Source organism: Clostridium nitrophenolicum (genome assembly GCF_055391695.1).
Genome location: NZ_AP042469.1, coordinates 2,011,227 through 2,038,183 on the forward strand (window position 1 = coordinate 2,011,227; position 26,957 = coordinate 2,038,183).

General features: G+C 31.9%; 26 protein-coding genes. 18 read left to right on the plus strand and 8 right to left on the minus strand.

From position 1 onward, the window contains the following. Positions 1 to 46: 46 nt before the first annotated feature. The 13 genes from ACZ5N4_RS09335 (at position 47) to ACZ5N4_RS09395 (ending at position 15,646) form a co-directional block, all read left to right on the plus strand. Positions 47 to 754 carry a lantibiotic protection ABC transporter ATP-binding protein gene (locus tag ACZ5N4_RS09335; protein ID WP_464209275.1) on the plus strand — a complete coding sequence of 236 codons (708 nt, stop codon included), beginning with the start codon at positions 47 to 49 and terminating at the stop codon, positions 752 to 754. Between the two features lies 1 nt (position 755). Beyond that, entirely contained in the window at positions 756 to 1,508 is a 753-nt protein-coding gene (locus ACZ5N4_RS09340; protein ID WP_464209277.1) for a lantibiotic immunity ABC transporter MutE/EpiE family permease subunit, read from the plus strand. After that, positions 1,509 to 2,264 carry a lantibiotic immunity ABC transporter MutG family permease subunit gene (locus ACZ5N4_RS09345; protein WP_464209279.1) on the plus strand — a complete coding sequence of 252 codons (756 nt, stop codon included), beginning with the start codon at positions 1,509 to 1,511 and terminating at the stop codon, positions 2,262 to 2,264. A gap of 52 nt (positions 2,265 to 2,316) precedes the next feature. Beyond that, a complete protein-coding gene (locus tag ACZ5N4_RS09350; protein WP_464209281.1) occupies positions 2,317 to 2,976 on the plus strand; it encodes a response regulator transcription factor in 660 nt (219 codons plus the stop codon). Next, positions 2,967 to 4,343: a HAMP domain-containing sensor histidine kinase gene (locus ACZ5N4_RS09355; protein WP_464209283.1), complete on the plus strand. Its 1,377-nt coding sequence runs from the start codon at positions 2,967 to 2,969 to the stop codon at positions 4,341 to 4,343. Before ACZ5N4_RS09350 ends, ACZ5N4_RS09355 begins: the two co-directional genes overlap by 10 nt. Positions 4,344 to 4,468: 125 nt before the next feature. Beyond that, positions 4,469 to 5,857, plus strand: a complete 1,389-nt coding sequence (locus ACZ5N4_RS09360) for an aldehyde dehydrogenase (RefSeq protein ID WP_464209284.1) — start codon at positions 4,469 to 4,471, stop codon at positions 5,855 to 5,857. Between the two features lie 116 nt (positions 5,858 to 5,973). Continuing rightward, positions 5,974 to 7,995 (plus strand): N-6 DNA methylase, encoded by a 2,022-nt coding sequence (locus tag ACZ5N4_RS09365; RefSeq protein WP_464209286.1) that lies wholly within the window; start codon positions 5,974 to 5,976, stop codon positions 7,993 to 7,995. Positions 7,996 to 8,104: 109 nt separating this feature from the next. After that, the gene (locus tag ACZ5N4_RS09370; protein ID WP_464209287.1) at positions 8,105 to 9,346 is read left to right on the plus strand and encodes an SGNH/GDSL hydrolase family protein; all 1,242 of its coding nucleotides are present in this window, start codon (positions 8,105 to 8,107) and stop codon (positions 9,344 to 9,346) included. 161 nt (positions 9,347 to 9,507) lie between these two features. Further along, on the plus strand, positions 9,508 to 10,209 hold the full coding sequence (locus ACZ5N4_RS09375) for a LysE family translocator (RefSeq protein WP_464209289.1): 702 nt from the start codon (positions 9,508 to 9,510) through the stop codon (positions 10,207 to 10,209). Positions 10,210 to 10,430: 221 nt separating this feature from the next. Beyond that, complete coding sequence (locus ACZ5N4_RS09380; RefSeq protein ID WP_464209291.1) at positions 10,431 to 12,293, plus strand: cell wall-binding repeat-containing protein; 1,863 nt, start codon at positions 10,431 to 10,433, stop codon at positions 12,291 to 12,293. 146 nt (positions 12,294 to 12,439) lie between these two features. Next, positions 12,440 to 13,375 (plus strand): sugar-binding transcriptional regulator, encoded by a 936-nt coding sequence (locus ACZ5N4_RS09385; RefSeq protein ID WP_464210880.1) that lies wholly within the window; start codon positions 12,440 to 12,442, stop codon positions 13,373 to 13,375. 225 nt (positions 13,376 to 13,600) lie between these two features. Beyond that, on the plus strand, positions 13,601 to 14,248 hold the full coding sequence (gene deoC, locus ACZ5N4_RS09390; RefSeq protein ID WP_464209293.1) for a deoxyribose-phosphate aldolase: 648 nt from the start codon (positions 13,601 to 13,603) through the stop codon (positions 14,246 to 14,248). Positions 14,249 to 14,464: 216 nt separating this feature from the next. After that, positions 14,465 to 15,646, plus strand: a complete 1,182-nt coding sequence (locus ACZ5N4_RS09395) for a NupC/NupG family nucleoside CNT transporter (RefSeq protein ID WP_464209295.1) — start codon at positions 14,465 to 14,467, stop codon at positions 15,644 to 15,646. Positions 15,647 to 15,690: 44 nt separating this feature from the next. Here the strand turns inward: ACZ5N4_RS09395 and ACZ5N4_RS09400 are convergent, their stop codons facing one another. The 7 genes from ACZ5N4_RS09400 to ACZ5N4_RS09430 all read right to left on the minus strand — a co-directional run bounded on the left by ACZ5N4_RS09400 (position 15,691) and on the right by ACZ5N4_RS09430 (position 21,173). Then, on the minus strand, positions 15,691 to 16,281 hold the full coding sequence (locus ACZ5N4_RS09400; RefSeq protein WP_464209297.1) for a 4Fe-4S single cluster domain-containing protein: 591 nt from the start codon (positions 16,279 to 16,281) through the stop codon (positions 15,691 to 15,693). Positions 16,282 to 16,312: 31 nt separating this feature from the next. Further along, a complete protein-coding gene (locus ACZ5N4_RS09405; protein WP_464209298.1) occupies positions 16,313 to 17,080 on the minus strand; it encodes a ComEA family DNA-binding protein in 768 nt (255 codons plus the stop codon). Between the two features lie 16 nt (positions 17,081 to 17,096). Continuing rightward, positions 17,097 to 17,816 carry a hypothetical protein gene (locus tag ACZ5N4_RS09410; RefSeq protein ID WP_464209300.1) on the minus strand — a complete coding sequence of 240 codons (720 nt, stop codon included), beginning with the start codon at positions 17,814 to 17,816 and terminating at the stop codon, positions 17,097 to 17,099. Between the two features lie 39 nt (positions 17,817 to 17,855). Next, complete coding sequence (locus ACZ5N4_RS09415; RefSeq protein ID WP_464209302.1) at positions 17,856 to 19,529, minus strand: AAA family ATPase; 1,674 nt, start codon at positions 19,527 to 19,529, stop codon at positions 17,856 to 17,858. 98 nt (positions 19,530 to 19,627) lie between these two features. Further along, positions 19,628 to 20,407 (minus strand): ComEA family DNA-binding protein, encoded by a 780-nt coding sequence (locus ACZ5N4_RS09420; protein ID WP_464209303.1) that lies wholly within the window; start codon positions 20,405 to 20,407, stop codon positions 19,628 to 19,630. Positions 20,408 to 20,413: 6 nt separating this feature from the next. Beyond that, positions 20,414 to 20,956: a hypothetical protein gene (locus ACZ5N4_RS09425; protein WP_464209305.1), complete on the minus strand. Its 543-nt coding sequence runs from the start codon at positions 20,954 to 20,956 to the stop codon at positions 20,414 to 20,416. Position 20,957: 1 nt separating this feature from the next. Beyond that, the gene (locus ACZ5N4_RS09430) at positions 20,958 to 21,173 is read right to left on the minus strand and encodes a DUF2997 domain-containing protein (RefSeq protein WP_464209307.1); all 216 of its coding nucleotides are present in this window, start codon (positions 21,171 to 21,173) and stop codon (positions 20,958 to 20,960) included. A gap of 419 nt (positions 21,174 to 21,592) precedes the next feature. On the opposite strand from ACZ5N4_RS09430, the gene ACZ5N4_RS09435 reads away from it, so the two are divergent. From ACZ5N4_RS09435 to ACZ5N4_RS09450, 4 genes are all read left to right on the plus strand, one after another. Beyond that, positions 21,593 to 22,477: a LysR family transcriptional regulator gene (locus ACZ5N4_RS09435; protein ID WP_464209309.1), complete on the plus strand. Its 885-nt coding sequence runs from the start codon at positions 21,593 to 21,595 to the stop codon at positions 22,475 to 22,477. A gap of 216 nt (positions 22,478 to 22,693) precedes the next feature. After that, complete coding sequence (locus tag ACZ5N4_RS09440; RefSeq protein ID WP_464209311.1) at positions 22,694 to 23,536, plus strand: 4Fe-4S binding protein; 843 nt, start codon at positions 22,694 to 22,696, stop codon at positions 23,534 to 23,536. A gap of 269 nt (positions 23,537 to 23,805) precedes the next feature. Continuing rightward, entirely contained in the window at positions 23,806 to 24,579 is a 774-nt protein-coding gene (locus ACZ5N4_RS09445) for an EFR1 family ferrodoxin (RefSeq protein ID WP_464209313.1), read from the plus strand. A gap of 96 nt (positions 24,580 to 24,675) precedes the next feature. Then, positions 24,676 to 25,272, plus strand: a complete 597-nt coding sequence (locus tag ACZ5N4_RS09450) for a sugar O-acetyltransferase (protein ID WP_464209315.1) — start codon at positions 24,676 to 24,678, stop codon at positions 25,270 to 25,272. A gap of 114 nt (positions 25,273 to 25,386) precedes the next feature. Here the strand turns inward: ACZ5N4_RS09450 and ACZ5N4_RS09455 are convergent, their stop codons facing one another. Next, the gene (locus tag ACZ5N4_RS09455) at positions 25,387 to 26,241 is read right to left on the minus strand and encodes a DegV family protein (RefSeq protein ID WP_464209317.1); all 855 of its coding nucleotides are present in this window, start codon (positions 26,239 to 26,241) and stop codon (positions 25,387 to 25,389) included. A 135-nt stretch (positions 26,242 to 26,376) separates the two neighbouring features. On the opposite strand from ACZ5N4_RS09455, the gene ACZ5N4_RS09460 reads away from it, so the two are divergent. Beyond that, complete coding sequence (locus tag ACZ5N4_RS09460) at positions 26,377 to 26,955, plus strand: TetR/AcrR family transcriptional regulator (protein WP_464209319.1); 579 nt, start codon at positions 26,377 to 26,379, stop codon at positions 26,953 to 26,955. Positions 26,956 to 26,957: the final 2 nt, after the last annotated feature.

Consider the following 26,957-nt stretch of genomic DNA (forward strand, 5'->3'; position numbering starts at 1 on the left):
CTTATAATTAGCTATTATGATTTAATTGTACAGGAGGTTGGTAAGAATGAAGGATTTAATTTTAGAAACAAAAAATCTTTGTAAAACATTTAAGAAACAAAAGGTGGTACAGGATATATCACTGTCGGTAAGGAGAAATTCAATCTATGGATTGCTTGGACCTAATGGAGCAGGAAAATCTACAACTTTAAAAATGATAACTGGAATGCTTCGTCCAAGCAGTGGAGAGATTTTATTTGAAAATAAGCCATGGAGCAGAAAGAGCTTAAGCAATATGGGAGCTTTAATTGAGTCAGCACCACTTTATGAGAATCTCACTGCAAGGGAGAATCTGAAGGTCCGTACCACAGTTTTAGGACTGCCTGATGATAGGATTGATGAAGTATTGCATATAGTTGACTTAGAAAACACAGGGAAAAAACAGGCTCACCAATTTTCTATGGGAATGAAGCAAAGGTTAGGTATTGCAATTGCTCTCATTAATCATCCAAAGCTGCTTATTCTAGATGAGCCTACTAATGGGCTAGATCCCTTTGGAATACAGGAACTTCGTGAATTAATTCGTTCTTTCCCAAAGCAGGGGATTACAGTGATTTTATCAAGCCACATTTTAAGTGAGGTAGAACAGATAGTTGATCAGATTGGAATTATCTCAGGAGGGATCTTAGGATATCAAGGAGACATAAAGCAGGGGCAGGATTTAGAACAATTATTTATGGAAGTTGCGGGAAAATATAGAAGGGAAGGGGAATAATATGTATTCTTATTTTAAATCAGAAGAGTTGAAAATGAAGCATACCTTTGCAAGAAAGCTTATTTTTCTGGCGCCAATTTTTACAATACTGCTTTCCCTGGTTTTAGCTCCTATGTATTTTCAAATAGACTGCTATAACTGGTGGTATACCATGATACTTCCGGGAAGTATATCTTTAGGATGCACGCTAGTTGCCGTTAAGGATAAGAAGATGAAAAACAGGGCAGTACTTTCCTTGCCAATTAATCTTAGAAAGGTATGGACATCGAAAGTGCTTGTATGCACGGCTATGCTTATTGGAGCTTCTATGATTCTTTTCTTGGGAAGTTCAGTTCTAGGAGGCATTCTTAACTTAGACAAAGTAGGAAGAATCCCAATCTTCAATGGATTGGTAGGAATTTTGCTTCTAGCGATTACATTCTTATGGCAGATTCCACTTTGTCTATTCCTTGGTAGTAAGATTGGAATGTTTCCAACCATATTGATTAATATTGCTGCTTATATGGTATTGGGGATATTAGCTGCTACAGAAAATATTTGGTGGATGATACCTTATGCAATTCCAGCTAGGCTCATGTGTCCCATTCTAAAGGTTCTTCCAAATGGACTTCCAGCTGTGGAAGGAAGTATGACATTTAAACCGGAGCTATTGTCTAACAGTGTGATTTTGCCTGGAGTCATAATTACAGTAATTCTATTTATTATCTTGACAATGGTAACTGCAAAATGGTATGAAGGACAGGAGGCAAAATAGATGAAGACATTTCTTAGATTAATAACAGCGGATTTTCAAAAAATCCGCCGTAGTCCACTGCATTGGATTCATATTGTGATTCCAATGCTAACGGTAATATTGTTTCTTTCATATTATTCCTTTTCCAGAGCAAGTAGCCCTGGAAAGGTAGGAGGATATATGGAGGTTTTAGCAATAGCATTTCCGCTCCTAATTGGTATTATCAGTGCTAATGCTGTTGAACAGGAAGCTCTGGCAGGACATTTTCAAGAGCTTTTAATGGCAAGATATAAATTAATGAGTTTTTTTAGCAAGGTATGTATGCTGCTTTTGTTGGCATTTGGTTCACTTCTTATAGCAGTAGGCGGGTTTGCTTTTGGATTTCAATTTTTGCTTCATCAGAATATATTTTCAACTAACTTTTATGGAAAGATGATTTTGATTTTGTTTTCCAGCCAGATTTTTCTGTATTTATTACATATTCTATGCAGTTTTCGCTTTGGATCAGGAGCTTCTATAGGTCTTGGAATTGCAGAAAGTTTGGTTGCCGCCCTTATGCTTACGGGCCTTGGGGATGGAATCTGGAGATGGATTCCCTGCAGCTGGGGTGCAAGGCTTTGTAACTATTACATGCTATGGAACACTAATAATAGCGGTATTAGTATCTTTATGAAAGAGTTTCAAAGTGGGGCATTGATTTGTTTTATCATGACAGTTCTTTTGTTTTTTATTAGCTCATTCTGGTTTTACTATTTTGAAGGAAGAAATAAAAATTGAAGTTAATAATTTGGCAAAAAATAAGTTATAATGAATAAAAGGACGTGATAAGATGGCGAATATATTAGCAATTGATGATGAACAAGGAATTCTGGAACTGATAAAAACAGCATTGTCAAGAGAAGGACATCAAATCACCACGGTAAGTAACTTTTCTACATTTCCTGTGGAGCAGTGTTCACATTATGATTTAATTCTACTGGATGTCATGATGCCTGACGTAGATGGATTTACCCTATGCCGAAATATCCGTGACCTAGTAGATTGTCCTATTCTGTTTTTAACGGCCAAAACCATGGAAGAGGACATTATTAAGGGACTTGGTATGGGCGGTGATGACTATATTACAAAACCCTTTGGACTGGGAGAGTTACGTTCAAGGGTGGCAGCCCATTTAAGAAGGGAGCAGAGAGAAAAACATCACAATTTCATTATATCTGGACTTAAGTTCAAGCTATCAGCAAAAGAGGTCTTTGTAGGAGAGGAGCTGATTCCTTTTACAAAGAGTGAATATGAAATTAGTGAATTCCTTGCTCTACATCATGGACAGGTATTTTCAAAAGAAAGAATATATGAGGCAGTGTTTGGTTTTGACAGAGAAAGTGACAGCTCAGCTATTGTGGAACATATAAAAAACATCAGGGCAAAGCTGGCAAAAGTAAATTGCTCGACCATTGAAACGGTTTGGGGGATTGGGTATAAATGGATTTGAAAGGGAAGAGAAGTCTTCGTAGCATATTTATCAAGTATATACTATATTTCATATTGGGAACAGTTCTGCTGCTATTTTTGGATATAATGACATTTTCACTTATGCTCAATAGCAAGATAGTGCTGCCTGCAAATTACTTTGAACAGAAGATTGAAAGCAGTCGTGATACTATCTTAAAAGCAGATATGGTAACAAAGGATATGATACCAGAGGGATGCAGCTATGGAGTCTATAATGAGTCAGGTAAGATGCTTTATGGCAATTTCAATAGTAAAGCATCACAAAATGCCTGGACTGCCATGGAGGGCAACCAAAAGAGCGCAGGGGGAAAAAACTATTATAAGGTATTTCATAGGGAGAATCAGATTTGCATTGTTGAATATCCTTTGATGGCACAGTTTAATCATCCATTATTAAGAAAATACTTTGTAAATCCAGAATTATTCATGGGCATTTTATTAATTTGCCTTTTTATAGGAGAAGTGTTATTGTTGTCCGCTAGATTTGGCAGATATTTTTATAAAGAAATGAAGATTCTAATGAAGGCAACAGAGCAGATAAAAAATCAGAATCTAGACTTTCAACCTGAGCATTCCGACATTCGTGAAATTGAAGAGGTTATTGGCTCTTTAAATCAAATGAAAAGCGCACTAAAGGATTCCCTAGAAAAACAATGGAATATGGAAAAATCAAGGAAGAATCAAATCGCTGCACTGGCACATGATATTAAAACCCCTTTGACCATTATTAAGGGAAATGCAGAATTAATTAAGGAAACATGTCAGGATGCAGAGCAGGTAAAATACAATGATTATATTCTAAAAAGTGCAGATGAAATTCAGCACTATTTAAAAATGTTGATGGATATGATAAAGTCAGAAGAGACATTGATTTTAAACCCAGTTAGAATAGAAACTAAAGTATTTTTTAAAAAGCTTGTAGATCAGGAAAAAGCCCTAGCTTCTGAAAAAAATCTTGAGCTTATAAATGAACAGGACAAAATACCGGAATTTTTTTATGGAGATGAGGAGCTTTTATATCGGGCTATCATGAACGTAATTACAAATGCAGTTGAATATTCTCCTAAAAAGGGAAGGCTGCTTTTTAAAGTTCAAGGAACTGAAAAAAGTCTGCAATTTTTGATTGCAGATAGTGGAAATGGATTTTCAAAAGAAGAATTAGAATCTGCAACAGAACAATTTTATCGAGGAGATAAGAGTAGAAATTCTAAAAATCATTATGGTATAGGATTGTCCATTACAAAATCATTTATAAAATTGCACCAGGGAGAAATAGAATTATCTAATTCTACAAAAATGGGTGGTGCACAGGTGGTATTAAAAATCCCATTAGACGCAAGAATATAATAGATAGAATTCAAAGGTGGAACATGAATCTAATATAGGGTTTCTAATCCGAAAGTTAACATATCCCGGCGTATAAGTTAACTTTCTAGTTAGTTTCCCTATATAATAATCTAAGAGGGAAAATTATGATAAATATAGATAATGAAAAAATATTAGATGTTCTTAAAAAACAAAAAGAGTACTTCTATGAAGGGGAAACAAAAAACATTGATTTCAGGATAAAGCAGCTTCAAAAACTTAAAAGAGCCATTAAAGATAATGAAAAACTTATAATGGAGGCATTATACAAAGATCTTCATAAGCCAGAGTTTGAAGCTTACGCCACTGAAATAGGCTATATATATGATAGTATAGGATACTTTATAAAAAACTTAAAAAAATGGGCAAAGGTAAGAAGAGTAAAGACGCCAACGGTACATTTTGGTTCAAGAAGTTATATACATGCGGAGCCCTATGGATCAGTTTTAATAGTGGGGCCTTTTAATTATCCATTTCAATTAATAATAGAGCCTTTAATTGGAGCTATTTCTGCAGGAAATTGTGTAGTAATAAAACCATCTGAATATACAACGAATGTTTCGAAGATAGTATACAAAATAATAAAAGAAAACTTTCATGAAAAATATATAGAGGTTATAGAGGGGGGAAAAGAAGAAACCTCAATCTTAATTAATTCTCCTTTTGACTATATATTTTTTACAGGAAGTATTGCTGTGGGCAAGATAGTTGCGGAGGCAGCAGCTAAAAATCTCGTGCCTGTTACTCTTGAACTAGGTGGTAAAAGTCCTACTATTGTTCACAAGGATGCAAATATAGAAAGTGCTTCAGAAAGAATAATTTGGGGAAAGTTTATGAATGTGGGGCAGACCTGTGTTGCTCCAGACTATCTACTTGTTCATAAAGAAATTAAAGATCAATTAGTTTCTAAACTTGTAGAAAAAATAAAAATGTTCTATGGAAATAACCCTAAGACAAGTAAGGATTACGGGAGAATAGTCAATGAAAAGCAGCTCTCTAGAATTAAAGGATTAATTAATGAAGATAAGGCCATATTTGGTGGAGATTATGATGTAGAAGAATTATATATAGCGCCTACAATTATGAATAACATAACCTGGAAAGATAAAGTTATGGAAGAGGAAATCTTTGGACCAGTTCTGCCTATTTTAGAGTATGAGGATTTAAGTGAAATTATAAATAAAATAAACAGCAGACCAAAGCCATTAGCTCTATATCTATTTACTGAAAGTAGAGAAGTTGAGAAAAAAGTTGTAGAAAACATTTCTTATGGCGGCGGATGTATTAATGACACAATGACACATTTAGCTAGTCCATTCTTACCCTTTGGAGGAGTTGGAACTGCAGGGGTAGGTTCCTACCATGGACAAAGAAGCTTTGAAACTTTTTCTCATATGAAGAGTGTATTAAAGAAAAGTACAAGATTTAATTTAAAGTTTATTTTTCCACCCTATACTAAGAAGAAGATGGATATGCTCAGAAGAGTTATGAAGTAGCGGAAAAGCAACAAGCACTATCATTACAGTTGTATTGATAGTGTTTTATTTTTGATAAAGGTAAAAATAAGCTATAATATGTATATACAGCATGAGTATTCTGGAGGGAGAGATAAATGAGTATAGGCAATTTAATTAGAAGGTTACAAAACATTATGAGACAAGATGCAGGGGTAGATGGGGATGCACAAAGAATAGGGCAAATAGTATGGATACTTTTTTTAAAGGTATATGATGTCAAAGAAAAACTTTGGGAGCTACATGATGATTATGTTTCTATAATTCCCGAAGAGCTTAGATGGAGAAACTGGGCAGCCTACAATAAAGATGGTGAAGCGATGACAGGAGATACTCTATTAGATTTTGTAAATGAACAGCTATTTCCTACATTAAAGACTTTAGAGGTAAATGAAACAACGGAAAAGAGAAGTGCAATAGTAAAGAATGTATTTGAAGGCGCTTATAATTATATGAAAAACGGAGTTCTTTTAAGACAGGTTATAAATGCAGTAGATGAAATTGATTTTACAGAATATGAAGAAAGGCATGCTTTTAATGATATTTATGAAACAATACTTAAAGACTTACAATCTGCAGGAAAATCAGGAGAATTTTATACACCACGTGCTGTTACCGATTTTATAGCAGAGGTTCTTAAGCTGCAAATTGGAGAAAAGATAGCTGACTTTGCCTGTGGTACCGGTGGATTTTTGACTTCTGCATTGCGTATATTAGAGAAACAAATAAAGACAAGGGAAGACAGAGATCTGGTGCAAAAAAATATATATGGAATAGAAAAAAAGTCTCTTCCACATTTGCTTTGCATGACAAATCTTCTGCTGCATGATATAGACGAACCAAATATTGAACATAAGAATTCTTTGGGAAAAAACGTAATATATTACAAAGAAGAAGATAAAGTAGAGGTAATTATAATGAACCCTCCCTACGGAGGAATAGAAGAGGATGCTATAAAAACCAATTTTCCATTGGAAATTCAATCCTCTGAGACAGCAGATTTATTCATAGCATTAATACTATATAGACTTAAGGAAAATGGCAGAGCTGGAGTTGTATTACCAGATAGCTTCTTATTTAGTGATGATAATACATCAGTAAATATTAAAAGAAAGTTACTAGAAGAATGTAATCTGCATACCATAGTAAGGCTTCCAAAAGGAGTTTTTGCTCCTTATACAGATATACCAACGAATATATTATTTTTTACTAAGACTGGTTCAACTAACGAAGTTTGGTACTATGAACATAAGCTGTCTGAAGGATATAAAAGTTATAGCAAAACTAAGCCTATAAACAAGGAAGAATTTGAAGCAGAGTTAAAGTGGTGGAATGAAAGAGTAGAAAATAAATATGCATGGAAAGTATCTTTAAGTCAGATTATAGAAAACAATTATAACTTAGACATAAAAAATCCTAAGAGCAACATAAATACATATTCACAGATAAGCAATGATATGATATGTGAGCATTTTGATAAATCCAGTACTTCTATTATGAATTATTTAGAAAAAATAAGAAATGAATTGACAGAGCTAACTAAGAATAAAAATGAGATTGACTGTAATACTTACAAAATTGGTGAGTTGTTAACAAGAGTTAAAGAAGCAGTTAATATAGAGGATGAGGATTACTACAACAGAGTAACAATAAAAATAAATAATCAGGGAATAACATTAAGAGATACTAAAAAGGGGAAGGAAATCGGAACGAAGAGACAGTTTAGAGTTAGTAAAGGTCAATTTTTATTATCCAAAATAGATGCAAGGAATGGAGCCTTTGGAATAGTGCCTGAGGAACTTGATAGAGCAATAATTACAGGGAACTTCTGGGCCTATGAAGTAAATCATAAGCTTTTGGATATTGAATGGTTTAATTTATATGTATCGCTTCCTGAATTCATCGAAATTTGTGAGAAGACCAGTTCTGGTTCAACGAATAGAAAATATTTAAAGGAAGAAAAGTTCTTAGATTTTGAGATTGTTCTGCCGTCCTTGGAAGAACAGAATGAAATGATATGTAAGTATAATAGGATAAGAGAGAGTATGGAATGGGTTATATCCAAATTACAGGATAGTAAGGAATTGATACTGGCTAATTTGCTTAATTCATTTAAATAATTAGACTAATAATATAATAAAGGCTTATGAAATAGGTTTTAAAATTGCCAGTAGCATATTCTATGGGCATGTTACTGGAATTTTTGATGAAATAAAGTTGAGGAATAAAATGAAAAAGAAATTTAGGACATCAGTTTTTTTATCATTAATCATATTTTTGATTTTAAGTTTTTATGTTGGTTGTAGTAAAAGAAGTGAATCCATCCATTGGATTGGTGCATGGAATGGAAGTGCAACAGATTTTACTTTTTTTCAATTAAATTATAAAAATCAAACTTTGCGTACAGTAGTAACTTCAACCTTTGGAGGCTCAAAAGAAAGAATAAAAATTTCAAACGAGTTTGGAGCAGAGCCAATTAAAATTGGTGCAGTTAGTTTTGGCATAGTTAACCCTGATGGCACTATTCATAAGGATTCACAAAAGGCACTTACCTTCAACGGTGAATCGGCTGTAACTATTGAAAAAGGGGCTTTTGTATGGAGTGATCCTTTTGAAGTTAATATAAAAGTATTGGATAAGGTAGCTGTAAGTATTTATATTCCAAATGCGGTGAAAAATATAACTGGCGCTTGCGGAGGTGCAGAATCCTATTATTCACAAGCAGGTAATTTTACGAATTCAGTTGATACAGAAAAAGATTTTAAACCTATTGGTGTAAATGGAGTTCCAAAAGTATCTCCGTTTCTTACATCAATAGAAGTGATGACATCTGAAAAGAATGAATCAATTATTGCTTTTGGAGACTCAATAACTACCTTTTCCTGGCCAGACTACCTTGCAAAGGAATTGAATGATGCAAATATAAGAAACTTATCTGTAATTAGAGAGGCAATCGGCGGTAACAGAATCTTGCATAATAGTGAAAGCAAGATTCATGATTTGTTTGGACCCTCAGGAATTTCAAGATTTGAAAAAGCTATTACAGATCATCAAGGGGCAAAGTATATAATTGTTTTAGAAGGAGTCAATGATATAATGCATACAGGTCCAGGAGGACCAGCTCCCGCTTCTGAAATTGTAACTAAGGATCAAATAATTACTGGACTTGAAAAATACATTGAGTTGGCACATAAACATAACTTAAAGATATATGGAGCAACAATTATGCCTTTTAAAGGATACGAAGTATATACTGATGAGCTTGATATCAAACGTAAAGAGGTTAATGAATGGATCAGAACTAGTGGGAAATTTGATGGAGTAATTGATTTTGATAAGGCAACTCTTGATCCTGGCAATCCTTCGAAGTTGTTACCAAAATATGATAGTGGAGATCATCTTCATCCAAGTGATGCTGGTGGTGAGGCTATGGCAAAAGCCATTGATTTAAAATTCTTCTCTGGAAATTGAAATTATTGATTTTGAATACTTTTTGAGCTACTGGTGTTTAATCACGAAAAAACGCTGCTTAGGGTATAAAGAATGCTGAAAGTGAAAATATTATTAGAATCAATGACTAAAAATATTAAATTTTTTCAAGTATGTAGTTAGCCTAATAAGGAGTGAAACTAATGCCGCATATCTTTTTTAAAGGAATAATTATTGGATTAATAACGGGTATGCCTTTAGGGCCTATTGGTGCAATATGTTTAAGAACCACACTTACTAATGGAGCTCTATTTGGGTTTGTAGCAGGATTAGGGTCCTGTATAGCAGATTCTATTTATGCAAGTATAGCTGCCCTTGGCTTAACCTTCATTGCCAGGTTTCTTGCTAGACATCAGCATTATATTCGTTTATTTGGCGGCATACTACTATTAATATTTGGTATTCATGTTATTTTATCAAAGCAAGAAAATAAGCAGGAGATTTCAAATACTAAAACTCTTGCAAAGGCTTTTCTGACAACCTTTATGTTTGCTCTGGCAAATCCAGCAACGATTTTTTCATTCCTATTTATATTTGCTAGCTATGGCTCCAAAAATATTGGTCATGGTGTAATTGCAAGAGCTATTTTGATAGTAGGTGTATTCTGTGGAAGTTTCTGTTGGTGGGTTATCCTTGTTTTGGCTGCTGACAGATTTCATAATCATTTAAATCCTAAAAAAATTTCTACTATAAATAAGGTCATAGGATCTATAATAGTTTTTTCCGGTATAGTTTTTATAGTCAGCATAGGAAACTATAAAAAATACATCAGACCTTCTTATTTGCACTCAAAGCTTTTTGAAATAATACTACATTTAAAGCCTCGCCATCTCCATAAATTCTAAAAGGAACTTAATAAAAAGAGCTAATACTTGTAACCAGGTATTAGCTTTAAATTTTTTTGCAAAATAGCACTGATTATTGGAATGATAAAATACATGCTTATGTCTATATATGAAAAATATTTTATGGAATTGCGTTGTATATTAGGAAAACATATCTTGTATTTTTGAGATGGAATAGGTGTTAAAATAGTAACGAAATAAAATTATTAAAGGGGATGTCTATGAATAAAAAAATTAAATTATCAATTAAACTTTGTTTTGTTCTAATTCCAGTAATGCTTTTTACATCAAAAGTTCAAGCTGCACCACAGCTGGAAAGGCTTTCAGGGCAGGACAGATACGGAACAGCTGCAGCTGTATCCCAAAATGGCTGGAACACTTCGGATTATGTAATAATTGCTAATGGAGAGGATTTTCCAGATGCGCTATGTGCTTCGCCTTTAGCAAAGCTTTATAATGCTCCTATTTTATTAACTTCAAAGGATTCCCTAAATGTAGAGACAGAAAAGGAGCTAATAAGACTTAAAGTTAAAAAAGTTATTATTATAGGGGGAAGCGGAGTAGTAACTGATAATGTAGTGAATAAAATATCAAATCTGACTTATACAGGACAAACTCAAAAGATAGAGTATGAAAGAATATGGGGACAAGATAGGTATGGAACTTCACTAGCTGTAGCTCAAAGGCTAGGAAATTTTAGTGAAGTTGCCGTAGCATCAGGAGAGAATTTCCCAGATGCACTTTCTATAGCTCCTTTTGCAGCTAAAAGAGAAATGCCTATACTACTTTCTTCAAAAAATTCAGTTTCAGAGGATGTAGCTTCCTTTATAAATAGCAAGAAGGTAGATAAAAGTTATGTAGTAGGTGGTCCAGGAGTTATTTCAGATTCTGTAGTGAATAAATTTCCTTCAGCTGAAAGAATTTATGGACAAGATAGGTATGAAACAAATATAAAAATTATAAAGAGATTCGGGCAAGATGTAGATTTAAGCAAAACATTTGTAGCCTTAGGAGAAAACTTCCCAGATGCATTGTCTGGTTCTGCTATAGCAGCACAAAACTCATCAGCAGTTGTTATAACATACTCAAATCCACTAAGTATAACAAGAGATTATATATATGAAAATAAGAACAATATAGGCACAATGTATTTTATAGGAGGAGCAGGTGTACTTCCTGACTATATTGCAGAAACTTTGACTTCTAACAGACATCAAGGTAATACTGCGGCAAATATAAGTAACAATGGATATACTGCTAGGAATAGCGGTTATACTTTTGATGCCTATAGTGATACTTTTTTAAAAATGATTGGAGACAATGGAAATAGAATAGATATTATTGGAACTCAGTATCCTGAAAGTATAAATGTATTAGATAATTATGTATATTATATAGATACTCGACTAACTAAAAAAACATATAGATTAAATTTAGATAACTTAGTTTTAGAAAGTATTAATAATGTAGATGCACCAGAGAATTTATATGTTTATGGAAAATATATATATTATACCAACTTAAATGATAGGGGAAATATATATAGAATGAATTTAGATGGCTCTAATAGGACAAAGCTCACCGATGAAGGCAGCTGTCGATATATTAACGTTACAGATAACTACATCTACTATGTGCAAGGAGCTGTTCAATATGGTGGAGGAGCTATCTACAGAATGAACAAGGACGGATCAGGAAAAACTCTTATTAGAAGTGGAAACAATGCCTTTATGAATGTATATGGAGATTCAATATATTTTACTGATGAGCAGGATTATCGTTCCTTATGTAAAATGAGCATTGATGGCACTAATTTTACCAAGCTGACAAATGACGAGAGTTATTATATTAACATTTCAGGAGATACAATATACTATAACAATAAATGTGATAATGGAAATATGTACAGCATAAAAACAGATGGTACTCATAGAACAAGGGTAACAAATGAAAAGGCATATAATATAAATATCTCAGGTAATTACATTTATTACAAAACGGATTTTGAGTCAGGAGAAACACATAAAATTAAAATTCCTGCAGATAACACCTCGGAAACAACAATGTTCAAAGAATTAAGGTAAAATAAAAAATAGAGGATTGGAGTGAAGTTATACTCTGATCCTCTTTTTATTAGAGGACAATTGTCCTCTAACAAGATTTTGCTTTGTTTAAAAAAGCACTATATAATATGTATAGGAGAATAGTAAGAGGACAGGAAGTGAAAGCTATGGATAATGAAAAACAACAATTAAGTGTGGAAGTGGCAAGGCTATATTATCAATCAGATTATAGCCAGCAAGAGATTGCAACACAACTTGGTATATCAAGACCAACTATATCAAGACTTCTTCAATATGCCAAAGAAAAGGGATATGTCAGAATTGACATTATTGATCCATTTGCAGATTTAGATAAGTTAGCTAGCCAATTAAAGGAAAAATATAAATTAGAAGATGTTCGTGTTGTCTTTTCACCAAAAGACGATAATATTTCTATAAGAGAATATATAAGTAAAGAAGCTGCAGAATATTTGCAGGATACCATTAAAAATGGAGATATACTTGGAGTAAGCTGGGGAACAACAATGTATGAAGTTGCTAAAAGGCTTATGCCACAAAATGTTAAAGATGTAGAAGTAGTTCAGTTAAATGGAGGTATCAGCCATTCAGAGGGAAATACGTATGCCTCAGAGACAATAGCATTTTTTGCTGAAGCTTTTCAGACAATGCCGATATATTTACCGCTGCCAGTAATTTTTGATAGTGCTACTGTAAGACAAATGGTAGAAGAGGACCGTCATATCAAAAATATCATGGAAATGGGGGTTCATGCTAATGTAGCAATTTTTACAGTTGGTGCAATTCAAGATGAGGCATTACTTTTCAGCTTAAGCTATTTAAGCGAAAAAGAGAAAAAAGTTTTAAAGCAAAAAAGTGTAGGGGATATCTGTGCTCGATTTTTCAATGAAAAAGGTGAAATTTGTGATGAACAAATTGATAACCGTACTATAGGAATATCTTTAGATGCTCTTAAACAAAAAGAAAAATCTATTCTAGTAGCAGGTGGTAAATATAAAATAGGGGCAATTAAAGGGGCCTTAAGAGGAAAATGTGCCAATATTTTAATTACTGATCAATATACTGCAAAAAAGCTTTTAGAATAATATTTGGACAAAATCTCATTTATAAATTCATAAGTGTATAACTAATTGTGTAAAGAACAGCTATATTAAAAGCATACTTTTTGTAATCGTTTTTGATAAAAGGATTACAAAAGTATGCTTTTAATTTGTAAAAATATATTTGAACAAAATTTCTCAATATGCTTTACAAGTGTTCAAAAAGGTCTTATTATTAGTACTGTAATAAAGGTGAAAGGGAGATTTATAATGAATATTGCTAAAATGATTGATCATACCGCATTAAAACCGGATACAAAAAGAGAACAAATATTAAAATTAATAGAGGAAGCAAAAAAATATCAATTTGCATCAGTTTGCGTGAATCCATATTGGGTTAAAACAGCAAGTGATGAACTAAAGGATAGTGGAGTAGATGTATGTACTGTTATAGGATTTCCACTTGGAACTAACACAACTGAAACAAAAGTATTTGAAACTAAGGATGCCATTAAAAATGGAGCAACAGAAGTGGACATGGTTATTAATGTTGGCGAGCTAAAAGACAAAAATGATGCTTACGTAGAACAAGATATTAAAGCTGTTGTTGAAGCAGCAAAAGGAAAAGCATTAGTAAAAGTTATTATTGAAACTTGTCTTTTAACAGAAGAAGAAAAAGTAAAGGCTTGTGAATTGTCTAAAAAAGCAGGTGCGGACTTTGTAAAAACATCAACAGGATTTTCTAAAGGTGGAGCTACAGTAGAAGATATTGAATTAATGCGTAAAACAGTAGGCAAAGAGATGGGCGTTAAAGCTTCTGGTGGTATTCACAACAAAGAGCAAGCTATGAATATGATACAAGCAGGTGCAAGTCGTATAGGTGCAAGTGCAAGTATTGCAATTATTTCTGAAAAATAAGGATGGCAATTATTAACAGGATAAACAGCAAGCGCTTATTTAGAAGTACTATTTAAAAGTAATATCTAATTTTGTATGATCTTAGGTTACTAAGTTATACAAAATTGGATGTTAAGATTAATTTAAAGGACGTTAAAGATAAATAAAAAAATATGTAGCATAGTTTTTATATAACGTCGTAATAATAAACTCATAATTTACAGGGAGGACGTCATAATGAAGTACATTATAGGAATCGTAGGATTAGTTGTTGTCTTAGGGCTTGCATGGATTGCCAGTAGCGATAAGAAAAATGTGAAACACAAACCTATTATCACAATGATTATTTTAGAATTCATACTTGGTTTTATCTTACTAAATACAGAGATAGGCAATTTTTTAGTAGGTGGAATAGCAAAGGGCTTTCAAATACTACTTAAATGTGCAGCAGAAGGAGTAAATTTTGTATTTGGTGGATTAGTCAATGAAAATCAGTTTACATTTTTTATTAGTGTTCTTTTACCAATAATTTTTATTTCTGCTTTAATTGGTATCTTACAATATTGGAAGATACTCCCGGTTATAGTGAAATACATAGGATTAGTCTTAAGTAAAGTCAATGGCATGGGTAAATTAGAGTCTTATAATGCAGTGGCATCAGCTATTCTTGGACAATCAGAAGTATTTATTTCAGTAAAGAAGCAACTTGGTTTATTGCCAAAACATCGTCTATATACTCTTTGTGCATCAGCTATGTCAACAGTATCTATGTCTATTGTTGGTTCTTACATGGTCCTTTTACAGCCTAAATATGTTGTAACAGCGATTGTTTTAAATTTATTTGGCGGATTTATTATATCCTCAATTATAAACCCATACAGCGTAACGGAAGAAGAGGATATTTTAGTAGTTCATGAAGAAAAGAGACAGACATTCTTTGAAGTTCTTGGAGAATATATTATGGATGGATTCAAAGTAGCTGTTATAGTTGGGGCTATGTTAATTGGATTCGTAGCAATAATTGCTATGGTTAATGGAATCTTCCAGAGTATCTTTGGGATTTCATTCCAAAATCTACTTGGATATGTATTTTCTCCATTTGCATTTTTAATGGGTGTACCTTTTAATGAAGCAATACAAGCTGCAAGTGTAATGGCAACTAAATTAGTATCTAACGAATTTGTTGCAATGAACTTACTAGCAAGTGGTAGTGTACATCTATCAGTAAGAACAACAGCTATTGTTTCTGTATTTTTAGTTTCTTTTGCGAACTTCTCATCTATTGGAATTATTTCAGGAGCAGTAAAAGGACTTAATGAAGAACAAGCAAATGTGGTTGCTCGTTTTGGTTTAAAATTACTATATGGTGCAACACTAGTAAGTGTATTAACAGCAACTATCGTTGGATTAATTGTATAATGTAAAGCACTGTCATCACAGTTGTAATGACAGTGCTTTATTATTTATACTTTAAACAATTCTTTTACAGATTCAAAATCACCCATACCATTTATTAATATTTTTCCTTGAGAATCCATTCTTACTTCAATTCGATTTTTTATTTCATATAGGTTATCTTTTATGTGTTTATATCTATCTGTTAAAAAATGATATCTTTGATTAGAAGAGCCTACCCAAGGTCTGCTTAAGTCTTTTTTCTCTTTAATATATGGTCCGTCTATTAAAATATCTGTTATACCTAGCAAATTCTTAATATCATCATTTGAAGACTCTTGTAATTCCTCTAATAAATAGCCTGTAAAGGTAACAATAGATAAATTTTCTTTTTTTAATATTGCTCCAAGTTTACTTAAGGTTTGAGCTTGTTCAAAGGGTTCTCCGCCAACAAAGGTAACACCCTCTATTTTAGGGCCATTCAATATTTTTTGTGCCAATTCTTCTACAGTTATTTCATAACCTTTATTCTTGTCCCATGTAGATGGTGCCGCACAGCCAGGACAGTGCCTAGAGCAGCCCTGTACCCAGATGCAGGCTCTTTTTCCTGGCCCCTCCACATTAGTTGCAGATAAAAATCTGTGAATTCTAAGCTTCATTTAAATATGTATCCTTTCATGGTTACTCACTTTAATAATCAACAATTCTTCCCTTAAGCGGGTTATTTATATTGTCATTAATAATTTCTTCACTCTTTTTAACTACTTCACGTTTAGCAGAATTTTTCTTAAGGCTGCTAGTTTTGAAAGATAAATATTCCTTTAAATCTTCTGCTTCATGAGGTTTCAAGTTAAGTATGTCTATAATATCATCCAAGCATGTAAATATTACATTATTTTTTCTTTCAGATAATATTTTTTCTGCTCTTTCTAAAGTAAAGTAGGGAAGAGCAAGTAACTGGTCTAAAGACGCATCATTAATATTATTTAATTTATTTTTATGTTGATTATCTTGTATTATATCTATCTTATCTTCATTGCTTTTAAGTTTTGGTGTGTTTTTATCCTTTTTATCTATTTCATTTTTAATATCTAAAAGAAATTTAGCTAGCTTTTTACTTTGACCATCACCATAGATACAGAGATTATAAAAGTTATTTATTATTAAGTAATAATCTTTTAAACTAAAGTTAATTGAATCAATATCATCCCATAAAATTGAATTTTGACCAATTGAATCATCTTTCCAATATAAGCCATCGCTGCATATAGCTAATCCATTTTTACAACTTCCAAATACAGTGTTGTCATAAAGCGCAATGATTGCCGAAGTTTTAGGTATTCTAAAGCTTCCTATAGCATTTCTTAATTTTTTAGATGGTATATTTTGGTAAAAATATAAATCGTCGCATTCGTGTCGTTTACATATTTCTTTTATACTTTCAAATGAAATTATCATAGCTTTGACCTTTCTGTTAGATATTAATGGTTATAACAATAGAGTTATCCTCCATAACCTCTTCGCTTTCAATTTTATATCCTTTTTCTTCAACCTTAGTTTTTAAATTTTCATAGGTTTTGTTTTGAACATTACGTCTATAATCCTCATCTAAGTTATTTAAGTTCATGATCATATCTTTTAAGTCTTTTTCATTTTCTATCTCTATCATATAAGATGAGTTTTCATTAAGCTTAAATTTAAAAGTATGATTATCAATCCTACAATTTATAGTTCCATTACTTTGTGTTGAATAATTAACTCCATAATCATCTAGAGTTTTCATTAGTATACTTTTATCTTTAAAGTTTGTTGGATAGGATTTGGATACAACCGTATCTGTATTCTCATTTAAATTTGTAACAAATACCTTTCTACTTGAGGTCTTTTCTATTCTCTGCATAAACATAGCTATGTTTTCTTTTAAATCATATTTTGAAAATACTGCTGTCCACGTTCCATCTATAAGCTCCCAAAAGAAAAACTCTTTTTCACCATTAATATGAGTTTTTATACTCTCTCCCCACTGAACAGCATCAAAACCAGCTTTTTTTACAGTGCTAACAAGTTCCTTCTCATCTTTAAAATTTGTTTTAATTTTAACCTGTGAGGCTTCAACCATTTCATCAAATCTTTTTTTTCCCATAACACCACGCACAACTAATGCTAATGGTATTAATGCTAATGATATTGACATTTAAAATTCCTCCTATTCACTATTATTTTAATAAAGTTTTTAAAAATCTATTGCTCTTCCGCCTCTAGTGGATTTAATGTCTTCAGGATTGTTAGAACTTCCTTCAGATTTATTTTCTTCACCAGTTTCTCTTGCTTCATAATTGGTACGATCTTCTCTAGGGGTCGCTGCTACTGCACGTACATTAGCCCATTCACGTATAGCTCTGATTTGTTCTGCCTGAGTTACAACAAGAGGCACTGTATTCTTTATGGTTTTTTCAAAGTCTTCAAAAGTAATACTTCTATCTTCAGAATAAGCTTCAAATAAAGCAGAAATTACTGCCTGTTCGATCTCTGAACCGACAAAGCCTTCAGTTATTTGAGAAAGCTTATTTAAAACTTCATCAGTTAGAGTAAACTCTCCCTTTACAAAGTCATCCTTTACTCTCTTATTTATATGAACCTTAAATATATCTTTTCTTTCATTAAAAGTAGGTAAATCTACAAAAAATATTTCATCGAAACGTCCTTTACGCAATAATTCAGCAGGGAGCTGACTTATATTGTTTGCAGTTGCTACAACAAATACTGGCTCTGTTTTTTCCTGCATCCAGGTTAAAAAGGTTCCAAATATTCTTGTGGTTGTTCCACTATCACCAGAGCCTTGACCACTAAGTCCTTTTTCAATTTCATCTATCCAAAGTATTGATGGTGAAACTGCTTCTGCAGTTTTTATAGCTTTTCTCATGTTTTCTTCACTACTTCCAACAATACCGCTAAAGATTCTACCCATATCAAGACGTAAAAGGGGAAGCTGCCACATAGCGCTTATAGATTTTGCAATTAAACTTTTACCACAACCAGGCACACCAGTTATCAAAACTCCTTTAGGTGCAGGTAATCCATATTTTTGAGCAGAATCAAGCCAGGATTTATTACGTTTCATAAGCCATCTCTTTAGATTTTGTAGTCCTCCTACATCTTCAATGTTTAAGTCACTTTTTATGAATTCCAAAATACCAGTCTTTTTAATAACCTGACATTTTTCATCTAAAATTAATTCTATATCGTTACCATCCAAGCTTCCATCTTGAGCCATTGCACGAGCAAAGGAGTTTTCAGCTTCTTGAAAGGTCAAACCTAATGCAGCTTTTGCTAATCTTTCTTTCTCATCCTCATTAAGATTTATGTTAATTCTTCCAGTAGCTCCGTTTACATTAATCATTTCGTTCAGTAAAGACTTTATCTCCTCAGCAGTAGGAAGATTGAAGTCTAATATACTTATATCTTTTTGTAAGTCTGTAGGTAGCACTAAGCTTGGCGAAACAAATATTACATTTTTAGGTCTAGGGCTTTGTTTTATATTTGATGCTATATCTCTTATCTTTCTTACTATTTCGTTATCTTGGTTTCTTCCGTTAACTCCGAAAAATACGTGAAAATCCTTCAATATAAATACTGCTGCTTCTGAATAATTTTCTATAAACTCTAAGGCTTTAATAGGTGATTTTGTCTCTTGTGAGCCTTTTTCTGCTTGTCCGATTATTCCGGAGGTCAAACTCCAGGTAAATATCTGCCTAGGAGTCCTTATAGTATCTTTATCGCTAGCTACATCTTTTATTACCGATAAGACCCTGTCTTCTTCCCATGTAGGAATATATATGTATGGAAATCTAGCTTTTAATAAACTGCATAAATCTTTTTTAAATTTGTGTGTAGTGTTTTTCTCCATTTGTATCTCTCCTTGTATGCTAAATTATTAAAATCATATTTATATAGAATTCATAAATAAGGTATAGATAACATAAAAGCTATCTATACCTATATCTATTAAAAGTCGACTATTCTTCCACTTGTACTAGAAAACTCATTAGTTTTGTACTCAGGTTCAATTTTATTCACTATGATTAAAGGCTTAATCCTTTCAAGTACATGGGGTTTCAAAGATAAAATTTCTGCAAATTCATCTATTGAATTGAAAGATTCTTTAGTTTCTCTATGATTTATTGCCTTTTTAGCAAGTATTGAGCCTATACCAGGTAAGGAAGCTAATTCACTTTCAGAAGCTGTATTAATATCTATAGATTTATTTTTATAATCTTCTTTATCAGGTTTTTCTGATTCTATAGGTGATTCTTTAACTTCAGTCTTTGCACTTTTTTCAACGCTGAAGCTAGGTTCTACAACATCATTTTTACTAACAGATTGTTGATATCCAATGTCTTCTAAATTCATTTTTGAAAGTTTTATTGTGGTTATAATTTTTTTTACCTCAGAATCAGATAAAACTTTACCTTTTTCAATAGCTTCCAATCTAATAAGATATTCTGTCCTTATCATAAAGGCATGAACTATGCCGATTATTCCCAAAATTATAGTTAAACCAGCTACAAAATCATTAGCTCCTCCTGTTACCATAACTAATATAAAAGGTATTGAATAGATTATTCCACTAAATATCCATTTTTTGCATTTGACCTTACGTCCAATGTGGAAAAAACTTATCCAGTTAAAAAAAGCTAAAGTAAAAGTAAAAAGAATCCATAAAGAATTTAATATTTCCCATTTTTTGCCTCGTGATGTAATACTCATTTTCATACCAACTTTCATAAAATATTAGAAATCTATTATTCTTCCTCTATCTTTTGTTTCATTATCTTTAATATTATTTTCTTTATTTTTTGAGATATCTTCATTTGAAATTATATTTTCAGATTCTTGTGTTAATGTTGAATTTCTATTCTCCGCATAAAAGGGCTCCTTTTCAGCAGAGGTGTTTTGAGAATTTATTCTAGTTTCATTAATAAGTTCGTCTATATCAACGTCATCTAAATACTTACTTTTTATAAATCTACCACCACTCTTTAGCATTCTATCATATCTAATAAGGTATTCTTCTCTTATATTAAAGACATGGACTATACTTATTATTCCTGAGATTATTACTCCATAGAAGGTTAAGTCTGTAAATTTTCCCATTATTATAGTTAAGATTAAGGGCAATGCATAAAGCATACCGTAATACATCCACGTTTTACATTTTACTAACCAACCGCAATATAAAAAAGTAAACCAGTTGAAAAAGCCTAAAAAGAAAGTAGGTAATACAATAATAGAATTAATAATTTCCCATCGTTTACCCCTATCTGTAACAGCCAATTTATTCACCAGCCTTTAATTCTTGATGTTCAACTTCATCTAACATTACTTTTTCTGTTTCATAGTATTCTTTTGTATAATCAGAATCTACCGTCTCAGCATGTAAAATATCTTCTAATATTTTAATGTAATTAGTGCACTTTTTGCCTTTTACTCCTTGAACTTCTGCTTGTACAGTTCCATCTTCAAAAATCTGAACCTTAATTCGTTTTGTCAATTTTACTCCCCCTCAGTAAGCGCAATTTTTGTAGAGTTGTACCATTATATGAATTTAATAGTATACAGGTTAATTATATATTTTTAGAAGGGTTTTTTCAACATTTGCCAATATGTTAATATAATTCCAAGTTCAATTTGTACACAAATAAAAACTAAAAGTTTAAAACTATTTTTAAACTTATTACGAATATATAATATAGATGAAAAAAACTACATAAGAGTGTGAGAAAAATATGGAGAAGAAACTTATAAAGTAGATAAGAAAAGGAAATAGATCAGCTTATTTCTAAATGCTATAAAGAAATATACACAAATGAACTGTCAACGCTAAGGATTATGGATTTTTATCTATGGTTATGATATCATGAACCCGTTAATTCATATAATCAATAATTTCTATAATAGGAGATGGACAATATGGATATGAGACAATTAAAAACATTTATAACCATTGCAAGACTGAATAGTTTTACTCAAGCAGCAAATCATTTGGGATATGCACAGTCATCTATTACTTCTCAGGTTCAGTTATTGGAAAAGGAATTAGGCACTCAGCTATTTGAAAGGTTTGGTAAAAATATATCTCTTACTTCAGAAGGAAAAGAGTTCCTTTTATATGCTAAACAATTACTTGATCTTTGGGAAAAGGCTAAAGGTGTAGTGGCTTTTTCGGAAATTCCTAAAGGTACTCTTACTATAGGTGTGGTAGAATCTATCTGCGCTGTCAAACTGCCTAAATTTTTAAAAGAGTATAATAGATGTTATCCTGATGTAGAAATTGTCTTGAAAATTGGTACTTCATGTGAACTTCAGTCATTACTAAGGGAAAATCAAATTGATGTAGCGATTTTACTTGACCAAAAAATTTCTTCTCCTGAATTTATTATAGAATTTCAGCAACAGGAACCAGTATTGTTACTAGCTGCTCCTGACCATCCTTTAGCAGGAGAAGAGAGTCTTTACCCTGAAGATGTATCCAAGTATTCATTGATACTTACAGGACAGGACTGTATTTGTCGAAATCTCTTCGAAAAATTTTTAAAAGATGCAAATGTAACTCCAAAGTTAACTATTGATACAAGCAATGTTCAAACGATCAAAGAGCTTGTTATTTCAGGCTTCGGTATAACGCTTCTGCCTCGATTTGCAGCTGTTGACGAAGTGGAAAGTAACCAGTTAACAGAGCTTTGCTGGTGTGGTACAGCTCTTGATATCATGACACAAGTTATTCGTCATAAAGATAAATGGATTTCCTCGGCCATAAGAGAATTTATAACAATGATACAAAAAACTAAATTTTAATCGATTCAGTTTTTTTGTTGCAGTTAAACTTTCAAGTTAGATCAATCGATTTTTTCGAATTATGAGATTAAAATTATCAATTTTACTAATAACAAAGTGTATGATATCATAATAAGCATAGGAGGAATTAATTATATTAGGCGACATTTATAACCAAATATAATTAATCTTAAAAGATACTAGCAGTGTATAGGATTATGATTATGGAGGGATTGTATGGACAAGCAGGACATAATAAAAATGGCGACACATTTTGTAGAGAACTCAGAAGAAAACATTATAACAAAGCAAATAGCGCTTTCAGAAAACGTTGTAGGAATGAAGATTTTTGATGCTCCTATTTTTGCCTTTGGTGATGCAAATGATGAGTATTTTAAATTATTAAAAGAACCATCTGCAGTAGGTAATCATTTTTGGCTTCCAGAAGAGTGGTTACCGCAGTCCAAAACAGTTATATCAATCTTTTTGCCATATACAGAAGCAGTAAAAGGTGGCAATAGAAGAAATATGTCATGGCCATCCGAAGAATGGTTACATGGACGTATTGAAGGTGAAGTTTTGTTAAATAAGTTATGTGAGTATTTGAAGTCTAAATTGATAGATAATGGATATAAAAGTATTATACCGTCTTTGGATGAAAGGTTCTGGTATAAAGCAGGATATAATAACGCCACGCCCCATCGTGATGTATCGTTTACAAGTAATTGGTCTGAAAGACATGTAGCTTTTGTTTGTGGACTTGGAACATTTGGCCTTTCTAAAGGGCTTATAACTAAAAAAGGTATTGCTGGTAGCTTTGGCAGCATTATAACTGAATTATATTTATCTCCAGATAAAAGAGAATATGAAAGCACCTATGAATACTGTTCCATGTGTGGCGCATGTATAAAAAATTGCCCTGCAAATGCCATATCCATAGATAAAGGGAAGAACCACATTTTATGTTCTAATTTCTTAGATAAGACAGAAGAAAAACATAAACCAAGATATGGTTGTGGAAAGTGCCAAGTAGGGGTACCATGCCAAAGCAGTATCCCTAAGCAATGTAAAGTTAAATAAGAATGTCTTTTACCAAATCTACTAATTTATCTAATTTGCATTGCAAAATATATAACTAAATCTAATAATGAATCGGGAATAGCTCGTGCAACTAATAACTTCATTATGTCAAAGAATTAGGATATTTTTAAAAATAAGTATTAGCAATAGCGCTGATGCTTATTTTTGTTTAAAGCTTGAAAGGTTGTACCTAAAAAGTGTAAAATTTAGAAGAAGTTAATTTATATAAAAAATGTGATATCTTATTAGTAATAAGGAGTTGATCGTTAATGAGTACAACTATTTACTATTTCACTGGTACAGGAAATTCCCTTAAAATAGCTAAGGATTTAAAAAATGAATTAGAAAATGCTAATATTATACAGATATGCAAGCATAATATGAATATAAATAGTGATATGCAATCAGAAAGGATAGGCTTTGTTTTCCCAGTTTATCTTAGAGGACTGCCACACATGGTAAAGAGGTTTATAGAAAATCTTACTATTAATACTAATGCGTACTTTTTTGCAGTTGCAAGTTATGGAAGTTATGCAGCTTTATCTTTTGAACAGCTACATAGTTTACTTAAAGATAAAGGGGCTGTGTTATCTGGAGCATTTGGAATACCTATGCCTGGAACTATGTGGTCGATGTATTACCCACATCCTAAGGAGGATTATATTAGTAGAATTGAAGCTCAAAAAGAAAAAGCTATAAATATTGCTAAAGAAATTAATAATAAAACTGTAGTTAAACTTCAAAATATACCTATGAGAGCTTCTGAAGAAAAAATGTATAAAGCTTTTCAGCCTGCTGGTGAAGATAAAGACTTTTGGACAGATGAAAAATGCGATGGATGTGGAATTTGTTCTAAAATATGTGCTGCTAATAATATAAATATAATAGATAAAAAACCTACTTGGCAGCATCAATGTGAGCAATGCTTAGCTTGTCTTCATTGGTGTCCTAAAGAATCTATTCAGTATAAAAAGGATTCTTTAAATAAAGAACGATATCATAATCCATATATTAAAGTACAGGAGTTATTTCAAAAAATCTAAATATATAAAAATATATAAATTTCAATGACTTTTCTATAGTATTATATTTCCTTACAGAGTATTTCAATAGATTATTACATATGGAGGTAATGAGTTATGACAGAAAAAGAAAAAATGTTAAATGGGAAACCTTATAAATCCTTTGGAAAAGAATTATTTGATGAACGCCAATATGCAAAAGAAATGGTATTTGAATATAATAACTTATGCCCAAATGAAATTGATAAGAGAAATGAAATTATAAAAAGATTATTTGGTAAGGCTGATGATAATTTCTTTATAGAACCACCATTTAGATGTGACTATGGATATAACATTTTTATTGGGAAAAATTTTTATTCTAATTACAATTGTACTGTTTTAGATTGTGCCAAAGTTACTATTGGAGATAACGTTATGTTTGCGCCAAATGTCAGCCTTTTTACAGCAGGCCATCCAGTTCATTTTGAGCCACGTAACGAAGGGGTTGAGTATGCATTTCCAATTACTATAGGTGATAATGTTTGGATAGGTGGTGGTGTAATTATAAATCCAGATATCACTATTGGTGATAATGTAGTAATTGGTTCTGGCAGCGTGGTAACAAATAATATTCCTTCTAATTCTATAGCGGTAGGTAATCCCTGCAGGGTAATACGAGAAATTACCGACGAAGATAAGCAATACTACTTTAAAAATCTTAAAATTGAATGATTTGATATCCTAATTCATAATTAAGTTTCTATTAATTAAAAAGTAGCTTCATGGAGTTTGATAACCATGAAGCTACTTCAATTTAAGCAAAATAACAATTTAATTTCTGCTATATTAAGAAGAACTTTTATTTATCCAAGAGAGACCAATACTTCTAGTTCCTGTATGGACGCTTATTACAGGGGAGAGTTCTTCAATCATGATTTCAAGTTCAGGATAGATACCCAGCAGCCTTTCCTTTAAATCCAATGCATAATCATATCCATTTGCATGTGCTAGAATAATTTTTGAATCTCTAGAAAGCTTTGCATTTGCAATTTGTTCAACTAAATTATCATATACTTTTCTCATTGTTCGCACTTTCTGATTTACTAATATTTTACCTTCTTCAAAAGATAAGATTGGTTTTATGTTAAACATTTTACCAAAGGAGGCCGCAGACAATGATATTCTTCCTGTACGATGTAAATGGCCTAAATCATCCACCACCAATAATATTCTTGAATTTGCTCTTATGTATTCAAGATTCTTAATGATATCTTCAATACTAGTTCCATTTTTAATCAATTCCAAGGTTTCAATTGCCATTTGTTTTTGAATAGTAGATGTAAATAGAGAATCAAAAACAGTTATTTTATCTTCTGAAATCTGAGCTCTAGCTAACATCCCTGTTTGAAATGTACCGCTCAACTTAGAACTAATAGTTATATATATAATGTGATCGTATTTTTCTACTAATTCTTCTAAAAGTTTAAAAACATCTCCAGCAGATGGCTGCGAAGTAGTTGGTAGGTCTAAAGATTCGTCCATCTTTTTACAGAATTCACTTGGAGTTATATCTAAACCATCCCTAAAATCTTTACCATCAACCATTAGATGCAATGGTATTGAGTATAAATTGCTATTATTTTCAATTATTTCTTTATCAATTACAGCAGTGCTATCAACAACTACAGCTATTTTATGCATATAATCCACCTCAAAAAAATGTTATAAATGTTACAAGTTATACACTTGTAACACTTGTATACTTATAATATAATACTATAAAGTGTGAAGTCAATTAAATATAATAAGTTACACAAATAAGGAGAAAAGTTACAAATGAATCAAATCAAAGAAAAAGTTAATCCTATAACTTTGAGGTCTAAAAGTTTGATTGTAAAATCACTAATCGAATTAATGGATAAAAAACCTTATAGTGAAATAACTTTAAAAGAAATTGCTGAAAATGCAGATTTAACTAGACAAACAGTTTATAGAAACTTTGCTAAAAAAGAAGCCATATTAGAATATTATGTAGATGGATTTTACAATGATTTTATAAATGCAATTTCAGCTAAAAATGATATAACATTATATGATCTGCTTATTACATATTTTGAATACTGGTATGAAAATAGGGAATTTCTTAAAAAACTTGTAGATAACAATGTATATCAAATATTACTTGAGCTACATTTAAAATATTTAAATTCTATGGCAACAGATGAAAATTTTAAAGATTTAACTTTTGTATCAAATAATAGTTATTTTAATCATTTTTCGGCAGGAGGATTATGGTTCGCCCTTAAAAAGTGGGTTGAGGATGATACAGAAAAAACTCCGAAGGAAATGACAAATATTATTTTAAACTTCTACCAAGTGAAGGGCCTAAATGTGAAAAATATGAAGAGAGAGTAGAA

Bases quoted from the DNA above. Each gene is read 5' to 3' on its own strand.
- ACZ5N4_RS09335 (WP_464209275.1), top strand. From the start codon at position 47: ATGAAGGATTTAATTTTAGAAACAAAAAATCTTTGTAAAACATTTAAG.
- ACZ5N4_RS09340 (WP_464209277.1), top strand. From the start codon at position 756: ATGTATTCTTATTTTAAATCAGAAGAGTTGAAAATGAAGCATACCTTT.
- ACZ5N4_RS09345 (WP_464209279.1), top strand. From the start codon at position 1,509: ATGAAGACATTTCTTAGATTAATAACAGCGGATTTTCAAAAAATCCGC.
- ACZ5N4_RS09350 (WP_464209281.1), top strand. From the start codon at position 2,317: ATGGCGAATATATTAGCAATTGATGATGAACAAGGAATTCTGGAACTG.
- ACZ5N4_RS09355 (WP_464209283.1), top strand. From the start codon at position 2,967: ATGGATTTGAAAGGGAAGAGAAGTCTTCGTAGCATATTTATCAAGTAT.
- ACZ5N4_RS09360 (WP_464209284.1), top strand. From the start codon at position 4,469: ATGATAAATATAGATAATGAAAAAATATTAGATGTTCTTAAAAAACAA.
- ACZ5N4_RS09365 (WP_464209286.1), top strand. From the start codon at position 5,974: ATGAGTATAGGCAATTTAATTAGAAGGTTACAAAACATTATGAGACAA.
- ACZ5N4_RS09370 (WP_464209287.1), top strand. From the start codon at position 8,105: ATGAAAAAGAAATTTAGGACATCAGTTTTTTTATCATTAATCATATTT.
- ACZ5N4_RS09375 (WP_464209289.1), top strand. From the start codon at position 9,508: ATGCCGCATATCTTTTTTAAAGGAATAATTATTGGATTAATAACGGGT.
- ACZ5N4_RS09380 (WP_464209291.1), top strand. From the start codon at position 10,431: ATGAATAAAAAAATTAAATTATCAATTAAACTTTGTTTTGTTCTAATT.
- ACZ5N4_RS09385 (WP_464210880.1), top strand. From the start codon at position 12,440: ATGGATAATGAAAAACAACAATTAAGTGTGGAAGTGGCAAGGCTATAT.
- deoC (WP_464209293.1), top strand. From the start codon at position 13,601: ATGAATATTGCTAAAATGATTGATCATACCGCATTAAAACCGGATACA.
- ACZ5N4_RS09395 (WP_464209295.1), top strand. From the start codon at position 14,465: ATGAAGTACATTATAGGAATCGTAGGATTAGTTGTTGTCTTAGGGCTT.
- ACZ5N4_RS09400 (WP_464209297.1), bottom strand. From the start codon at position 16,281: ATGAAGCTTAGAATTCACAGATTTTTATCTGCAACTAATGTGGAGGGG.
- ACZ5N4_RS09405 (WP_464209298.1), bottom strand. From the start codon at position 17,080: ATGATAATTTCATTTGAAAGTATAAAAGAAATATGTAAACGACACGAA.
- ACZ5N4_RS09410 (WP_464209300.1), bottom strand. From the start codon at position 17,816: ATGTCAATATCATTAGCATTAATACCATTAGCATTAGTTGTGCGTGGT.
- ACZ5N4_RS09415 (WP_464209302.1), bottom strand. From the start codon at position 19,529: ATGGAGAAAAACACTACACACAAATTTAAAAAAGATTTATGCAGTTTA.
- ACZ5N4_RS09420 (WP_464209303.1), bottom strand. From the start codon at position 20,407: ATGAAAGTTGGTATGAAAATGAGTATTACATCACGAGGCAAAAAATGG.
- ACZ5N4_RS09435 (WP_464209309.1), top strand. From the start codon at position 21,593: ATGGATATGAGACAATTAAAAACATTTATAACCATTGCAAGACTGAAT.
- ACZ5N4_RS09440 (WP_464209311.1), top strand. From the start codon at position 22,694: ATGGACAAGCAGGACATAATAAAAATGGCGACACATTTTGTAGAGAAC.
- ACZ5N4_RS09445 (WP_464209313.1), top strand. From the start codon at position 23,806: ATGAGTACAACTATTTACTATTTCACTGGTACAGGAAATTCCCTTAAA.
- ACZ5N4_RS09450 (WP_464209315.1), top strand. From the start codon at position 24,676: ATGACAGAAAAAGAAAAAATGTTAAATGGGAAACCTTATAAATCCTTT.
- ACZ5N4_RS09455 (WP_464209317.1), bottom strand. From the start codon at position 26,241: ATGCATAAAATAGCTGTAGTTGTTGATAGCACTGCTGTAATTGATAAA.
- ACZ5N4_RS09460 (WP_464209319.1), top strand. From the start codon at position 26,377: ATGAATCAAATCAAAGAAAAAGTTAATCCTATAACTTTGAGGTCTAAA.